At 55.6% G+C, this 13,820-nt stretch carries 19 protein-coding genes; all 19 read right to left on the bottom strand.

What is annotated here, in order from left to right; genetic code table 11:
• Nucleotides 1-3 precede the first annotated feature (3 nt).
• Complete coding sequence (locus tag E0E41_RS14380; protein ID WP_130870484.1) at nucleotides 4-789, bottom strand: class D sortase; 786 nt, start codon at nucleotides 787-789, stop codon at nucleotides 4-6.
• Complete coding sequence (locus tag E0E41_RS14375; protein WP_130870483.1) at nucleotides 786-1,703, bottom strand: cell wall anchor protein; 918 nt, start codon at nucleotides 1,701-1,703, stop codon at nucleotides 786-788. Before E0E41_RS14375 ends, E0E41_RS14380 begins: the two co-directional genes overlap by 4 nt.
• Nucleotides 1,704-1,716: 13 nt before the next feature.
• Entirely contained in the window at nucleotides 1,717-2,043 is a 327-nt protein-coding gene (locus tag E0E41_RS14370) for a SpoVG family protein (protein ID WP_130870482.1), read from the bottom strand.
• Nucleotides 2,040-2,696: a hypothetical protein gene (locus tag E0E41_RS14365; protein ID WP_130870481.1), complete on the bottom strand. Its 657-nt coding sequence runs from the start codon at nucleotides 2,694-2,696 to the stop codon at nucleotides 2,040-2,042. Before E0E41_RS14365 ends, E0E41_RS14370 begins: the two co-directional genes overlap by 4 nt.
• Nucleotides 2,693-3,463, bottom strand: a complete 771-nt coding sequence (locus E0E41_RS14360) for a DUF3849 domain-containing protein (protein WP_242623793.1) — start codon at nucleotides 3,461-3,463, stop codon at nucleotides 2,693-2,695. Before E0E41_RS14360 ends, E0E41_RS14365 begins: the two co-directional genes overlap by 4 nt.
• Nucleotides 3,444-3,812, bottom strand: a complete 369-nt coding sequence (locus E0E41_RS14355) for a hypothetical protein (protein WP_130870480.1) — start codon at nucleotides 3,810-3,812, stop codon at nucleotides 3,444-3,446. Before E0E41_RS14355 ends, E0E41_RS14360 begins: the two co-directional genes overlap by 20 nt.
• A 28-nt stretch (nucleotides 3,813-3,840) precedes the next feature.
• Nucleotides 3,841-4,782 (bottom strand): DNA adenine methylase, encoded by a 942-nt coding sequence (locus tag E0E41_RS14350; protein ID WP_130870479.1) that lies wholly within the window; start codon nucleotides 4,780-4,782, stop codon nucleotides 3,841-3,843.
• 30 nt (nucleotides 4,783-4,812) lie between these two features.
• Nucleotides 4,813-5,115, bottom strand: a complete 303-nt coding sequence (locus tag E0E41_RS14345; RefSeq protein ID WP_130870478.1) for a hypothetical protein — start codon at nucleotides 5,113-5,115, stop codon at nucleotides 4,813-4,815.
• 104 nt (nucleotides 5,116-5,219) lie between these two features.
• The gene (locus E0E41_RS14340; RefSeq protein ID WP_130870477.1) at nucleotides 5,220-6,248 is read right to left on the bottom strand and encodes a hypothetical protein; all 1,029 of its coding nucleotides are present in this window, start codon (nucleotides 6,246-6,248) and stop codon (nucleotides 5,220-5,222) included.
• Nucleotides 6,245-6,847, bottom strand: a complete 603-nt coding sequence (locus tag E0E41_RS14335) for an antirestriction protein ArdA (protein ID WP_130869223.1) — start codon at nucleotides 6,845-6,847, stop codon at nucleotides 6,245-6,247. The genes E0E41_RS14340 and E0E41_RS14335 overlap by 4 nt, the downstream gene beginning before the upstream one ends.
• 42 nt (nucleotides 6,848-6,889) lie before the next feature.
• Nucleotides 6,890-7,363 carry a DUF4313 domain-containing protein gene (locus E0E41_RS14330; RefSeq protein WP_130870476.1) on the bottom strand — a complete coding sequence of 158 codons (474 nt, stop codon included), beginning with the start codon at nucleotides 7,361-7,363 and terminating at the stop codon, nucleotides 6,890-6,892.
• A 17-nt stretch (nucleotides 7,364-7,380) separates the two neighbouring features.
• The gene (locus E0E41_RS14325; RefSeq protein WP_130870475.1) at nucleotides 7,381-8,355 is read right to left on the bottom strand and encodes a DUF4314 domain-containing protein; all 975 of its coding nucleotides are present in this window, start codon (nucleotides 8,353-8,355) and stop codon (nucleotides 7,381-7,383) included.
• 1 nt (nucleotide 8,356) lies between these two features.
• Complete coding sequence (locus tag E0E41_RS18755; RefSeq protein ID WP_207303226.1) at nucleotides 8,357-9,403, bottom strand: hypothetical protein; 1,047 nt, start codon at nucleotides 9,401-9,403, stop codon at nucleotides 8,357-8,359.
• 5 nt (nucleotides 9,404-9,408) lie between these two features.
• Nucleotides 9,409-9,561, bottom strand: coding sequence for a hypothetical protein (locus E0E41_RS18600; protein ID WP_165450559.1), 153 nt, complete (start codon nucleotides 9,559-9,561; stop codon nucleotides 9,409-9,411).
• Between the two features lie 32 nt (nucleotides 9,562-9,593).
• Nucleotides 9,594-10,331, bottom strand: coding sequence for a hypothetical protein (locus E0E41_RS14315; protein ID WP_130870474.1), 738 nt, complete (start codon nucleotides 10,329-10,331; stop codon nucleotides 9,594-9,596).
• Nucleotides 10,331-11,452: an antirestriction protein ArdA gene (locus E0E41_RS14310; protein ID WP_130870473.1), complete on the bottom strand. Its 1,122-nt coding sequence runs from the start codon at nucleotides 11,450-11,452 to the stop codon at nucleotides 10,331-10,333. The genes E0E41_RS14315 and E0E41_RS14310 overlap by 1 nt, the downstream gene beginning before the upstream one ends.
• Nucleotides 11,449-12,648: an antirestriction protein ArdA gene (locus tag E0E41_RS14305; protein ID WP_130870472.1), complete on the bottom strand. Its 1,200-nt coding sequence runs from the start codon at nucleotides 12,646-12,648 to the stop codon at nucleotides 11,449-11,451. Before E0E41_RS14305 ends, E0E41_RS14310 begins: the two co-directional genes overlap by 4 nt.
• Before the next feature lie 14 nt (nucleotides 12,649-12,662).
• The gene (locus tag E0E41_RS14300; RefSeq protein WP_130870471.1) at nucleotides 12,663-13,343 is read right to left on the bottom strand and encodes a hypothetical protein; all 681 of its coding nucleotides are present in this window, start codon (nucleotides 13,341-13,343) and stop codon (nucleotides 12,663-12,665) included.
• Entirely contained in the window at nucleotides 13,340-13,783 is a 444-nt protein-coding gene (locus E0E41_RS14295; protein WP_130870470.1) for a hypothetical protein, read from the bottom strand. Before E0E41_RS14295 ends, E0E41_RS14300 begins: the two co-directional genes overlap by 4 nt.
• Between the last annotated feature and the right edge of the window lie 37 nt (nucleotides 13,784-13,820).

Here is a 13,820-nt window from a genome sequence, read left to right as displayed (position 1 = left end):
CTCCTAGATTTCTACTGCCCGCACCATCCAGCGGTAGGCGGGCTGGTTTGCGACACAGGTGTACAGGGTGATCTGGTTCCCTGTGGTAGCGGTCAAGCCGCTGGTATCCGTCTCCAGGATCTTGCTGACACTGGTCACTTCGTAGGTGCGGGTGCCCAGCTTAGTGGTCAGAGTCACTCTGTCACCAGCGGAGAGCGTGTGGATCTTCCCAAACTGTGCGTGTGCGCCGCGGTTGTGGGCCGCAATACACACGTTGCCATCCCAGATGCTGGTATCCGTAAAATGCCCGGCGCCCTTGGCCAGAGGTGTGGTGCCGGTACCCTCGTATACCTTCACATTCACCCCGATGGAGGGGATCTTCAGCGTGGCCAGATAGCCGCCGGAATAGTAGAGGTCATCGGTTACATAGGTATACCCAACGGTGGTGCTGGCTTCCCCGGAACTGCCGCTTGCTGCATCTGAGGCAGGCGGGAAGATAACGGGCATATTGCCGCCGGTGATCGTCCCAACAGCCATGCCGCCGGGGGCCAGATCGGGGGTCAGATAGGTGCCCGTCCCAAGGGTGTCCGCACTGAGACTGCCGAAGGTGGGCGGGATCAGCGCCGCGTTTTTGCTCACATCCTCATTCTTCATCGCTCCACCGTCCGCCGTGTAGATCACTTCGATAGAGGTGGGAGAACCATAGTCCGGGTCTCCGGGGGCATCAATACTGTAATCCAAGGCACTGGCGGGCAGGGCCAGGGCCGCGGACAGGCAGATGGTCAGGCAGGTGGTTATCAGCTTTTTCATTGGTCATCCTCCTCTGTCGTCTCCTGGCGGCGTCTCATAAACAGAGCTGCCCCGATCCCTACGCCGGCCAGGGCCACGACGCCAAAGGGCACCGCAATGGGCAGCCAGTTGAACTGGGCAGGCGCGGAGTCCTCCGTTTCTGCCGGCAGGATGGGTTCCAGTGGCGTTCCCTCAAAGATGGCCACATAGCGCACTTTGTTCAGGGCGATCCGGCTGACCGTGCCAGTGTAGTCTGCCGTCACCGTATAGCCCTTCACATAGCTGCTGGTGGCGCTACCGGTGTAGGTGGCCACAGCGGTAAATCGATCCCCCAGAGCGTAGCCGTCCATACTGGCCGTGTTGTCCGTCTGCCAGTTGATGGTCTGGAGGGTCAGGGTGCGCCCGTCCTCTTGGATGCTCTTGGGGATGTACTGGGTGTCCTGGTTGGCCAGGTTGGGGTAGGTTCTGGTGGCAGAGACCTCTTTGGTGGAGCTGCCGTAACCGGCCACCTCTACCCGGACGGTAGACAGGTCCAGGCTGAGGGTGCCGGACAGGCCGTCGTCGGTAATAAATTCCTTCTCTGTGGGCAGCAGCGCCAGCACGGATTCCATATCCTTGTTCTTGCTGGGCAGGGAGACGGTCTCCGTATGCTGGCGGCTTTCGTTTTCCGGGAGCTCCTGCTTCAGCAGGTCGGTCAGGGTATAGTGAAAGCCATCCTGCTCAAAGTCAGAGCGGGGGATGCCCGCCGGGTCATCCTCCGGCCCTAGGTCGTAGATCTTTTTCAGCTCCGTGCCGTCCTCGCTGCGGGTGATGGAGGTGGGATAGCACACCTGGGCAGAGGCGCCGGCACACACCGGTTCCGCTGCCAGGGCCGCGGGGCACAGCATCGTTGCCAACGTAAGAGCCAGAATGGAAAGGGATAGAGCTCGTTTCATCTTGTGTTCCTCCTTACATCGTCATGGCAGGGCCATTGTTTTCCTGCGTCTTCTGCATGTTCTGAGCTTGGGTCTGGGTGTAGGCATCCAGCACCTGCCGGTCAAACTGCTGCTTGAATTCCTTGGTGCAGGGAAAGCAGACATCCCGGTATTCTCCCTGCACCTTTCTGCTGGGCATGGAGACGAAGAGCCCGTTTTTGCTCTCCATGATCCGCACATCCCGGATGGCAAAGCAGTTGTTCAGGGTCACAGATGCGGTGGCCACGGTGGGGCCTTCCCCGCGATAGGGGTAGATCCTCACATCCAGCTCCATGGGGGTTGCTGCGTTGTTGGCACTCATTTCTTTCTTCCTCCTGTCGTTGATGTATTTTGGTCAAGCCGCTCCAGGGTGCGGCGAACCAACAGATCGTACTCCCAGGGCTCGATCTCCAGATAACAATAATCGCCGCGCTCTGTCAGCCCATCTGCCCGGAATTTGAGTACCAGGGGATGGCTGGAGGCGCGGCGTTTCCATTCCTCTAAGGAGACCCAGCCCGTACCGGCAATGTAGACCCAGCGAATGGCGGAACCCGGGTCGTGGTTGATGCTCAGCCACAAATACTTGTCCCGTAGGTGCTTGGGAAGCCGGTTTGAACGCGGGAGCGGCATGATGGCGTCGGAGCAGAACTGATATCGCAGGTTGAACCGTTTGATACACGCTTGGGTGGCAGACTTCGCTTCCGGCAGGTTCACCCAGAGAGGGTACTGCTGGTAGTCGGAGGCCAGGATATCTTCGCCCGCTGTATCGAAGGGAAAGAGCGGTACACACCGGACGAGCTCCAGGATATGCATGCTGTCTGTCAGCCCAAGGCGCTTGTCCTTCGAGAGGGGAATCTCTCGATAAGAGCGGATTGCCTCCTCCAGGGTGTCAAAATGCTGAATGGTCCACCCCTTGCGGAACAGCCCTTTCCGCCGCAGGGACATATCGTCGATGGTGTAATAAAAAACCTTCACATTATCCCTCCATATTCATCCCATTCATGCCGGATGTATGTTGCTGCGATATGTTGCTGCGATTGGTGTGCCAAGAGCTGCTCCAGCTTCGCACTGGCCCACTCCGGCAGGAATTTCTCATCCAGCACCCCCACAAACTCGGCACGGTTCCAGCGGGTCGTCTCACCATCGCCCAGGCAGGTACAGCGGATAGAGCGTCCGATGGCATGAGGGCTGCAGCCAAACCCGTCATGAGCATACCAAAGCTGGTTTTCCTGAGACCAGCAGGTCTCCCGCAAAGTATCAGGACTCAGTACCAGCACCTTTCCCTGATAGTCCAGCTCAGACCGGGAATTGGCCAGACAGTGCTCCGGGCCAAAGAGGTTCAGCTCCTGATAGGCCCTGCGGAACTGGGTCACAAAGCCATCCAGTACAGCAGGGTGGGACTCCACAATAAAACCTACCCTGTGGCCCACATCGTCTGGGATAAAGGTACGCTGCGCCCACCTTTTGTTGTCCGTTCCGAAACGGCCGTCCCAGTTCTTTTCCTGGATGGTGTTGGCCAGCACCCAGTTTACCCGCTTGAAGCCGAACTCCTCCACCACTTCCTTGGCACAGTCAGCTTTGAGGTGCATTCCGTCAAAGCCCTCCCGGATACTCTCCTCAATGGCCTTTTTGCAGGCAATGTTGGCCTGATAGCTGGCCCGCCAGAGGGCGATATCGCCTTCCCGGCGGGCGGTATCCAGGCTGTGGGTGTAGAGATAGGTGTCATTCTTCAATTTCTTCATCCTCCTGTGCTAACAGCATGCGCAGGCCGTCCGGGTTGGCGCCGCAGTTCAGAAGGTCATTCAGAACATCCTCATCCACATGGTCCAGCGGATCCGAAACGTCAGCGGTGCTTACAATTTCATTGCTGGCATCCACCAGCTGGAGCACCAGAAAGTCCGCCATCTCATTGAGCTGTGCGATGGTTTTGAGTGCAACGTGGGCCGATACCTCCGTTTTGCACAGCAGGACACATCCGGTCCCGGCATAGAGCAACAGTTTTTCCGCGTCGGCCAGTTCCGCCGCCTGCATGGCTGCATAGGGAATTTTCTGAATTTTACTGCTTGGATCCCGGTAAAGAATAAATTTCATGGTCAAATACCTCCTGTCTTAAAATCGTCTATGCCGCATCAGGTTCGTGGATCAGCTTATAATTCCGCTCATCTCCCTCTGCCTCCCCAAAGGGGAACAGAGTAAATTGCTGACCATCACGCTTCCATTTGCGCGGGTCATAGTTGGTGATGATCAGTTCCTCATACACACTGTCTGCCGTCTGGGACATACTGTTGGGACGGGTGGTGTAGAAGATGTAGAACTCCTTGTAGAGATTCAGAATGAACGGGCAGAAGTTGTAGGACACCATCACGCGCCCTTTGCACTTCATCAGTACATCGTGGAGCCGCTGATGATCTTCCACCGGAAATTCCACCTGGTAGCAGTCTTCCGCCTGGTAATAGGGCGGGTCACAGTAGAAAAACGCATTCTCCCGGTCATACTGCCGGATCAGGCTCTCAAAGTCCTTGTTCTCAACCACCACATTGGCCAGTCTGCGGGAGCACTCCCAGATCAGATGGAAGAAGCGGCGGATGTCACATGGCTTTCCGGCGAAGGCATTTCCTCCTCCGCTGAAGCTGTAGCGGATCAGCTTGAAGTAGTCCGCCGCCCGCCGGACGTCCCTCCGCGGGGAACGCTCCAGCAGCAGCTTCCGGATCATCTCCCGTTCCGGAGGTTTCAGATATACCTGGGTCAGCTCCAGCTCCTCCTCCAGGTAATCATCGGTGAACTCATCCTTGGAGAAAAATTTATGAAGCACCTCGAAATCGTCCCTGGAGTTGAGGGGGAGAAAACCCAGTTCCTTCAGCAGGGCCATCGTCCGGTTCTTGACACAGCAGAACAGATTGGTCAGGTTGCTGTTGTAGTCGTTGTAGACCTCCAGACAGCCCTTGCGGATAGGCCGGTCAAGGGTTACTGTCCCGCTCCCGCCAAACACGTCGATGAAGCGGGGATACCAGGGCGGCGCCAGCTTTCGGATCAGCCAGAGGAGCTTGCCCTTTCCTCCCACCCAGGGAATAAAGGACCTGGCGATACGCTCTCACCTCCCCGTCGGAAAATCGTCCAGGGCTTGCTCCAAGCCCTGAATCGCCGCATCCAGCCCGGCTCGCATTTTCTTCAGATTTCGGATGGTGGCATAGACTTCCCCTGCGGTCTGGGCATAGAAGTAACCGTTCCGGTCACTGGCAATGGGCTTGCACTCCTGCCGCAGGCGATTGACTGCTTTCCTCAGTTCTGTGCCGTTGAGATTCAGAGTCCGCCCCAGTTCTTTTCCTCCCATACAGCGGTCCCGTCCAAGGCAGACCCCTTTCAGGTAGGACAGCACTCTCGCTTCCCGATTCATGGTTTTCCTCCTTTCCCGGGCCTGTTTTCCCGAAAAAGGGCACAAAAAAACGGGGCCGCTTGTCCCTATCGGAAAAACGGCCCCTGTATGTGATATGAGATTGGTTACATGGTCATTGCCGGTCCATGCTCCGGCTTGCTGTACTCATAGTTGAGTTCCTGCCCATTCCAGGCAACATAGCCGTGGTCTGTGGCAGACAGGCCAAACTTCGCCATATGATGCTGGGCGTAGGCTACGGTGTCAAAGCACTGGTTGAGCAACGGGTCCTGCCCGAGTATGCCCTCCTTTCGCGCCAATTCCGCACCGTATTGGGCAAGGTCCACGCCGCGGGGGATGAATTCATAGCAGTGGAGATTCTGGGAGAGGTCCAGAGCCCGGTCCAGCCGGTGGCAGTCCTCCAGTTCCAGCACTGCCTGCCATTTCTCCAACCAGTGGGCTTCCCCCTGGCCCTGTTCCGCCCAGACATAGCCGAAGTCAATGGCGTGCCGCACCAGTTCTCCGGCGGAGTCATACTGGGAGAGGATATTTGTGAGCTGGGGTAGGGCACAGTCCACATCCACCGCAATGCACTGCTCCAGGGTCTCCGCATCCAGGGCGTCCAGCCCCAGGAGCAGTTCATCCGGGTGAGCGGTGTCCATGTATTCTCCCGTGTCAGGGAAGCCCACCCAGACACCTTCCAGGTTGCTCCGGCTGGCCAACTTAATCCGGATGGCATAGTCGCCAGTCGCGGGCAGTACGGCATCTGGTTCCAATTCGGGGAGCGAGTGGCCGGGGCTGATGCGTTCCACATAGTGGCCCTCCAGAAAACATCCGTCTCCGCTTTCCCGATAGGCAGTCCCCACAATCTCCGGGTCAAGATAACCTCGTGCTGGGCGAGTAGGGATGTGAATATGCTCCATAACGAATCGCCCCAGGGCTACATCATCATCCGCACCATAGAGGAGTCGGTATTGATCCAGTCCGATCAGAACCCGGAGGGTCTCCTCAACGGTCTGCGGATGCTCCAGCTGCATAGCGCCCTGAAATAACAGCCTCTCTTTCGCTGTCATGCTTCCGAACCGCTGCTCCAGCCAGTCGTGCTCAGACTTGCCCATCTCCATACCGTCCAGGGCATCGAAGAGGCTGGCCCTCATAGTCCCACCTCCATGCTCGGACCGCCCTGGCTCTGGGAATAGCTCACATCCAGATCACTGTGCTGCACCACGTATCCCCTGGAGGTAAAGACGCCGCCCTCTTCCATCCTGGCCTTGCGGCCGATGGCCCCATAATCCAGCAGTTCGTATACCTCCTCCGGCAGTCCGGCCGGCAGGACTGGGAAGTCGTTGTCCACATAGAAATGGCCCAGCTGTTCATCATTCCCGGCCTCTGCAACCACATGGCAGCAATCCACACTGTTGGCCAGGTCGATCAGACGGTTCAGGGGCAGCTCCTCCATCCCCTTGTCCAGATCCATGCGGACAAGGCCCTCAAAGGAGGCGTTTTGCCAGGGTGTCAGGTCTGCCAGCTTACAGGCCAGCAGATTCAGCTCCGTCAGCTTCATATCCTCCGGCAGATGCCCTGCCAGGTAGTCCCGGCCGCAGTAGTCCGAGATCTCCACATAGAGCGGCTGACCGGTATTCAGCTCCAGCAGGAGGCCGTTCAGCTTTTCCTGTTCCATGGGCAGATCCGTCAGCCTGCCCAGCGGGCTGTCCATTTCCAGCGGGCTTACATATACAGAAAAGGTTTTCTTCAAAGCAATCACTCCTCGCTCGGGCAAAATAATGGGGCGGGATGATCACTGCATGGTCATTCCGCCCTGGGTGTGTTCCGTGGGGTCAAAGTTCTCCTCGGCGCTGAGCCGCTCCTCGACCGCCTTCATGTATGCGTCATAACACCGGGAATACTCGGCGTAGTTTTCACCGCCGATCTCCTCCAGAAATTCCTGCTTGAAGCCCCAGAGCGGGTATTCGCAGAAGCCGCTGTATTTCCGCAGCCCGGTATCCACCGCGATTCCCTGGTTCAGAAGCTGCTGCGCGAAGCGGCAGTTGTTGGTGTCGATGTAGGCGCTGTTTTTCAGCCCGATGAATTCCCCGAAGGAGACTGTAAGGGTTGCATAGGGTTCCATACCATAGGGCTCGTCCACAATCTCATCCAGAGCAATGGCCAGGCCAGGCATTTCCTGGCCCATAAAGTCGCGGACGGAGTAGAGTTCCACTCTTGGCTGCAGTTCCACACGGTTGCCAAAGATATCGGTAATTTCAAGTGTCATATCGGTTCCATCTCCTTTTAGCTGATGGTCATTCCACCATGCTGCTGTGATTCGTAACATTTGGGGTCTGCTCCCGGCACATTCCATCCACATATACTTCCGGTAAGCATGGCCTGCTCCTGGGCGGGTGTAATGCCACGCCTTTCGTTGTTGTAATCGGCCAGACAGCGATTTTGCTCTGGGCTGTCCGTATTCCAGTCACTCACGTAGTATCCGCTCTCGCCACGTTTGATGCAGATCAGAGTTCCGTCGCTGGGCAGCACCGACCAGCACAGGTCTGGTAGGCGTGTCTGTGCGTCTGGCGAGAATCTCTCCACCTCTGTCTGAATACTCCAGTCGCCCACATTCCAGAGGCTGACATAGAGCTCTCCTTCGTCCAGTTCGATGGGGCACTGCTCGAAGCCCTCGCCCCAACCATCTGCGGCTTGGCCCGAAATGTATTCGGCCAGGGTTTCCTTTTCCTCCGGCAGAAGTTCCTCAATTACCTTACACTCTGCCACGCCCCAGAGCTGCCCATCGCGGTCTTCTACCTCAAATACCGCTGACTGGACTTTTGCCTCTACACCATCCTGCTTATCATACCAGTGCATCAGGCCCCGGGTAGCCTCCTGCGGCATCCGGTTCTCCAACAGGGCTTTCCGGATGCTGTCCTTATACCTGCGGAGATCCCGCCCATCCAACTCCTCACCTTGATCGCTCGGGTCACCCCAACTATCATAGCTGCGGAATGTTGCTGTGAGTGGCATATAGAACTTCAGCGTCTGAGGTTCCGGGGGCAGAACCCTGAAGCGGTCCTCGCCGAAGATTAAGGCAAGCCCGCTGCCGTTATCCCACTTGACGTGGAACTGTCCGGCATCATCGATGTCTTCCAGTGTGCCCATACTGCCAGGGGCAATCGGGTAGGGATCGCCTTTCATCTCGATAAGCCGGATACGGCTCCCCTTGGGATATTGATCCCGCAGGAAGTCCAGCCATTCCTTTTCCACAGTCACTTCACGTACCCCCCATATTCATATTTTGTGCGGAGCTGCTCTGTACCAGCTCCTGATGCAGCTGACCTACCGCCTCGTAAATGACCGGATCCGTCTTGAAGCTTTCCAGCTTCTGATAGTCTGTAAAGAATCTCTGATCCCCACCTGCCATGTGGACGATATCCACAGTTGCGATGGAATCCTTGGTGACGCCGAGGCGTTTCTCCAGGGTGTCACTGTTCTGGTAGATCTGGATCGCCTCCTCCAATGTCAGCTCACAGAAAAGCTGCTCCTGGGCGGTGTTGTAGTCTGTCAGCACAAACCAGGCGTAGGTGTGGGGGAGGGAGGGGTCTGCTGCATCCCGAAGCATCTGCGCCCCCTTCTCCGTCAGGCCATAATCGCATACTCGCTTGGGATTTTCCTCGCCGGCAAAACCCAGGATGATATCATCCACAGCCTTTTTGACCTGCGGGCTCTCGGTAAGGGTTTCATACCGGAATCCTGTCGTATTGCGGTACGGCAGTTCCTCTCTGATGGTTCGGAGATACTGCTGTGGGTCTGTAAACTCCTGCTTGGTGCCATCTGCAAAGGTCACCCGGCCTACCAGCTTTTCCTGATGGGCCAGTTCCTGCTGCTGCTTATCATAGCAGTACAGGCATCCCTGGTAATCGCCGGGACTGGGGGTGCAGCGCAGACAGTAGCGGTAGCGGCCTGTCTCCACCACGTAGCCGAAGCTGCGCCCATCTCTGGTGATGGCTCCGCCGTTCTGGGCACAGAAGCTGCGCATCGCCGTCAGATCTTTCAGCGGCCCATCCGTCCGAAGGGTATCCACGATGGTTTGCAGTTCATCCTTAAACTCCGGGGTGTTGAGCTGATCCTCGTTGTGGGGCCACCAGGTATGCCAGAACTCCTTCCCGTTGTGGCCGAAATCCATACGGATATGGCCTACTGTCCCAAGCGACTTGTCCTGCTCCTCATCCGGTTCCGAATAGAAAAGGCCCGCTTCCTCAAGGGAAGCGGGCCTCAACAGGACTCCGTTTTCACTTGTTCTCGCTGCGTGTTGGTTCATGGGTTTCACCTCCTTCCTCTGGTAAGTACACAACATACCACACCGTGGGGGAAATAGCCATGGCCAAAAGTCGTCCTGCCGGAGAAGTGGAGATAACCGGCGATGGTGGCTCCCAATGCTGCCAGGGATGCCACCGTAATCATGATTTTCTTCTTCATTTACATTCCTCCCGATCATCAGATAATGTTGTTCAGGTCATCTGCATATCAAACCCCGGCTCCGGGGACTCCATGATCTGTTCCAGGTGCCGCGGGTCTACGATGACCTCGCTTTCGTTCCTGCCGGTAAACAGGGCCAGGATGTGTTCCTTCCGAATCTGCGCCTCATACACCGTTCCCTCCTCACCGAAGCGGTGGGCGAACCAGTCCGCCGTTTTCCGATCCAGTGTCCAGGACAACGCCCTGATATTTTTGGCGTTGTAACAGGTAACACCCCGATAAACCGTTACCGTATCCTCCAGTGCCTGATGTGCGGTGCACTCCTCCTCATCCATCAGGGACTCCGGAGAGACGGATCTGAACAAGGCTACCAGTTCTTGTTTGCTCACATTGCAGTCCTGATTGGGGCATTCCTCCTGGGTCCAGGCGGTAGATAAGAGCTGCCCCAGATCCTGCTCCGAGAGAGCAGAGGCGGCAAACTTGATAAAAGTCAGATAATAGGGTGGGTTGAGCAGTGCGAAAATCTGATGAACATTTTCGGCGCTGTCGATCTGCTCCCCAACCTTTCTGCGCCACCTTGTGCAGTCATCCGAATTATTGATTAGGTCGACCATGGAGAGGCTCCCATCCTCATTCCGAAGCGCGGAGATTCCGGAGTTCGTGAAGGGGTGGCTGACGATCACCGGAGAGAAAGATGTCTTCTGGATCTGTACATCGAGGAGGGTATGCGCCACCAGCTTTACGCGGAGCAGATCGGTTTTGCGGGTCATTAGGAAAGACCTCCCATCTCCATCGCCTGCGTTTCCTCAGAAAAGGGGCTGCTGCATCGGCGGATCAGTCCGAACTCAGTTCGCCGGACGCCGTCCTCCATCATGGTATCCTCACCCAGCTTCTCAAAATCCATATACCCGTCGATGGTATCGATTAGCTCATCATCAGCGCCAATGCGCCGTAAGACGGTTCGGCCATATTCATAAGTGTCCTCGGGAATGCGCTCATAGTCGTCCAGATTCATGGCGTATCGAAGAGCATCCTGCATAGTTTCCGGCTGTTCCACAGAAAGAACCGACAGGTATTTCATCAGCTCACCGTCTTCAAGCTGCATCCCCTCGATAGCCCAAGCCAATTCGTTTGCGTCTTCCAGGCATACACCCGTGGTGGGAATATACTCGTTCAAATTGGGAACAGCAAATGAAACCTTGGTAATTTCGGCCTCTGCAAAACAATCAATCCCCAGCAATTTTTTTACTCGCTCCAGTTCCTCCTTCAATGCTGGAAGAGATACACTCGCTTGCGCTTGGGAGGAGGAGAGGTCAAGCCGGATCTTCACCGTTTTCTCTCTGACGAATTCAGCATCCCGCTTGAGAAGCACATAACCGGCATAGGTGTATGCACCACCATGCTCGGCATAGTATTCTGCGCCGATTTTTGCAAAGTCCAGGTAGGGCCAAGCCGCTTCGGGGAATCTGGGATCACCCTGAATCTGACCGGCAACAGCGACATAACGGCCAAGTGCCACATCTGAATTGACATTGGGAATGAGGATGTAGTCCGACACCTGTTCTGCCACACGAATCACATCATTCAGATCATTGATACTGCTGCAATCCAAGGCGCCGGCATAGATGTTTCGTTCACGAGAGTCCATTTTGGCAATGATGCTCGAAAGCAGATTCAGCTGTGCAAGCTGCGTTCTGGAATCAGGGTCGAGTCCGCCGAGATATGACGGCAGATTGGCAATCACACTTTTGATCTCAACGATCTCTGTTTTTCCTGTTCTGTTAGCTTGTTCAAGTTGGCTGTACGCTTCTGTCATAGCGCCATGAGATGCGGGAAAATTGAGCGGGATAATAACAGGACTCCCACTTCGCTTCATGAAGAGTTGGATCATGCCATACCTCCCATCTGAATCCCCTGTTCACGCTGGTGCTGTCCTATCGGATCTTCCGCCATCAGTTCCTCCAGATTTACTGTGCCGACATAGGCGATATAGCCGTAGTCGGTAAACACGCCAGACTGATGATCCATGTGCTGCAGACCATACCGCTCGTAGTCATAAAACTCGTCCAGAGTGGGGTCATACTCAAAATGGCCGGATTTCTGGATCATGTATTTTCCGTATTCCGCAGGGGTGTGCGCACCAGGGGCGAATTCAAACAGATCCATGTTTTCCGCCAGACGGCGGATCTGGCTGGCTTTTTCCGGCTTGGCCATGCTTACTGCCGCCCCCAGTTTCTTGCGGTCAAGAATCGAAAACTTCTCCACAGCCAGCGCCAGCTCATTGAGTTCGTGGATGTTATCACACCGGAAGTCCAGTGCCACATCCACTTCCTCCGGAAATGCGCTGTCGGCTATCCAGAGACACATATCCTTTGGATCGGTAATGCCGGAACGCTGCATGGCACGCTCAATTTGTCCTTTGGACGCGGGGAGGTAGACCCAGGTGACATTCTTGCTATTCTCCGGTTCCTGCCAAGAGGATATTCCGACGGCAGTCATATCGGCCTCATAGTGATAGCAGGGCAGGTGCTTCCCATCATAGAGCTGTGAAAGCTGCATACCGTTGTCATAGACCACGCCATAGCGGGTTATGGTTCCCTCATTGTCCTCAATCAACAGAATGGCGGTTTCCTCTCCGTCCAACTGCTCCAATTCTTCCATGCTTGCACAGCCGCCGTGGATGTTCATGTAGTGGTCACGGCCAATTTCCTTTAAATTTGTGAAGTCTGTAATCACCGTTGCCTGCTGACAACAAAAGGTCAGGTTGATGAGATCCTTCATGCTGGTGAGATTCAGTTTTTCAGCCATCGCCTGAAATTGCGAAAACTCGCCCACATCAAAGCTGTCCAGCCGCTTTGCCAGATAGTCCAACTCATCAAGGTTGACCTTGGTGCATACCAGCCGATTCAGCACAGGCCAGGCACTGTCGAGCGAGTCCAAGCGGCAGTCGGCTTCAGAGACATTGCCGATCTCCAGTGCCTCCAACAGCGCAACGCAGTGGTCGTATTGATTTCTGGGAATGGGAAGAGGGATTGTCGCAACACCGTATTCCGGGTGGTCGGCGTTGCTCAGAACTGCTTCCATCATCACATTGCATCACCTTACTTTCCTTCAAAATTCAAAATCGCATCTCCGTACTTGGCCAGAAGCAGAGCGCAGACAATCAGGTGGAACGCCTCATCTGTGACCAATTCGGGGGATGCGAGATCGGCAAGAGTGATATTGCGGCTGCCGGTCGAGATGGCTTTGGCCGCCTGATAAACACTGTACAGTTCCGGCTGGATGCCGGAAAGCTGGATGGACTGGAAGTCAAATCCGCTGGCATCAAACTTCCAGATCATCCTGCGCCAGATATCCTCATACGCCGTGAGGAGAAACAGCGCGGCCAGATTACGGCCTGACATTCGATACCAGCGCGCACGCCAGTGCTGCCAACGCTCCCGATGACTATCGCTCAGGAAAAATCCAATGGAGCAGCCATTGAAACTCCTCTCTAAGCGGGCCTGAAGCTGCACTCCCGCTTCAGGGAAGAAGCAATCCCTGACAAACTCGTTGAGGTCAATCGCACCGGCCACGATACGTTCATCCAGACAGACGCACTGCTCCAAAGGGCAGGGATGATTGCGTCTGAAGTTCACGCAGTATGGGCACTCCATGTCATCTCTGCTATATTGGAAACCGGGATAGTATCGGCCATGCCCCCTGGGCTTGAAATAGGGTGGGGTCATCATCTGCTGTTCCATCTGGCACAGCGGTGTATCCCGCATGAAGTAGCGTGTCATAAGGTCATACTCATCCCTTCCTGCTTGATTTCGCAACCGTCTTCTCTGATTTCCTCATTCTCCTCCATATCGCTTTTCTGGCCGGGAATAAGGCATTCGCCCGGATAAAGTTCCATTTCGTACAGCACGCTGCCATCACCGCTTCTGCGGTCAAGGACTTTGATGGTCGTGCCCTCAAATAAATAGTTGGATGCCTTTTCGAAATCAGAGCGGAATCCCTTCCCGTAATTACAGGTCGAATACTGATGAGTCGGCTGATCCTTGACCACGGAATAGTAAGCGTTGGTCTGAACCTCAGTCACCACCCGTACAAGCCCGACTAGGGCAGGGTGCTTGCTATGGCTGGTTGCCACCAACTCTGTCCCAGGGCGGATATAGCGCTTCAACTCAGCCAGATTTTTGATGCGCAGTGGCGCTTTTTGTTCGTTGTTTTGATCCAATCTTCAATCCTCCTGTCTGGTTTAAGGCAATAAAAAA

Origin of the sequence: Intestinimonas massiliensis (ex Afouda et al. 2020), from assembly GCF_900626285.1 — a bacterium.
GTDB lineage: Bacteria > Bacillota > Clostridia > Oscillospirales > Oscillospiraceae > Flavonifractor > Flavonifractor massiliensis_A.
Note: the sequence above shows the minus strand (reverse complement) of the source record. Positions and strands in the feature narration are given on the sequence as shown.

Bases quoted from the DNA above. Each gene is read 5' to 3' on its own strand.
- E0E41_RS14380 (WP_130870484.1), bottom strand. From the start codon at position 789: ATGAAAAAGCTGATAACCACCTGCCTGACCATCTGCCTGTCCGCGGCC.
- E0E41_RS14375 (WP_130870483.1), bottom strand. From the start codon at position 1,703: ATGAAACGAGCTCTATCCCTTTCCATTCTGGCTCTTACGTTGGCAACG.
- E0E41_RS14370 (WP_130870482.1), bottom strand. From the start codon at position 2,043: ATGAGTGCCAACAACGCAGCAACCCCCATGGAGCTGGATGTGAGGATC.
- E0E41_RS14360 (WP_242623793.1), bottom strand. From the start codon at position 3,463: ATGAAGAAATTGAAGAATGACACCTATCTCTACACCCACAGCCTGGAT.
- E0E41_RS14355 (WP_130870480.1), bottom strand. From the start codon at position 3,812: ATGAAATTTATTCTTTACCGGGATCCAAGCAGTAAAATTCAGAAAATT.
- E0E41_RS14345 (WP_130870478.1), bottom strand. From the start codon at position 5,115: ATGAATCGGGAAGCGAGAGTGCTGTCCTACCTGAAAGGGGTCTGCCTT.
- E0E41_RS14340 (WP_130870477.1), bottom strand. From the start codon at position 6,248: ATGAGGGCCAGCCTCTTCGATGCCCTGGACGGTATGGAGATGGGCAAG.
- E0E41_RS14330 (WP_130870476.1), bottom strand. From the start codon at position 7,363: ATGACACTTGAAATTACCGATATCTTTGGCAACCGTGTGGAACTGCAG.
- E0E41_RS18755 (WP_207303226.1), bottom strand. From the start codon at position 9,403: ATGAACCAACACGCAGCGAGAACAAGTGAAAACGGAGTCCTGTTGAGG.
- E0E41_RS18600 (WP_165450559.1), bottom strand. From the start codon at position 9,561: ATGAAGAAGAAAATCATGATTACGGTGGCATCCCTGGCAGCATTGGGA.
- E0E41_RS14315 (WP_130870474.1), bottom strand. From the start codon at position 10,331: ATGACCCGCAAAACCGATCTGCTCCGCGTAAAGCTGGTGGCGCATACC.
- E0E41_RS14310 (WP_130870473.1), bottom strand. From the start codon at position 11,452: ATGATCCAACTCTTCATGAAGCGAAGTGGGAGTCCTGTTATTATCCCG.
- E0E41_RS14305 (WP_130870472.1), bottom strand. From the start codon at position 12,648: ATGATGGAAGCAGTTCTGAGCAACGCCGACCACCCGGAATACGGTGTT.
- E0E41_RS14300 (WP_130870471.1), bottom strand. From the start codon at position 13,343: ATGACACGCTACTTCATGCGGGATACACCGCTGTGCCAGATGGAACAG.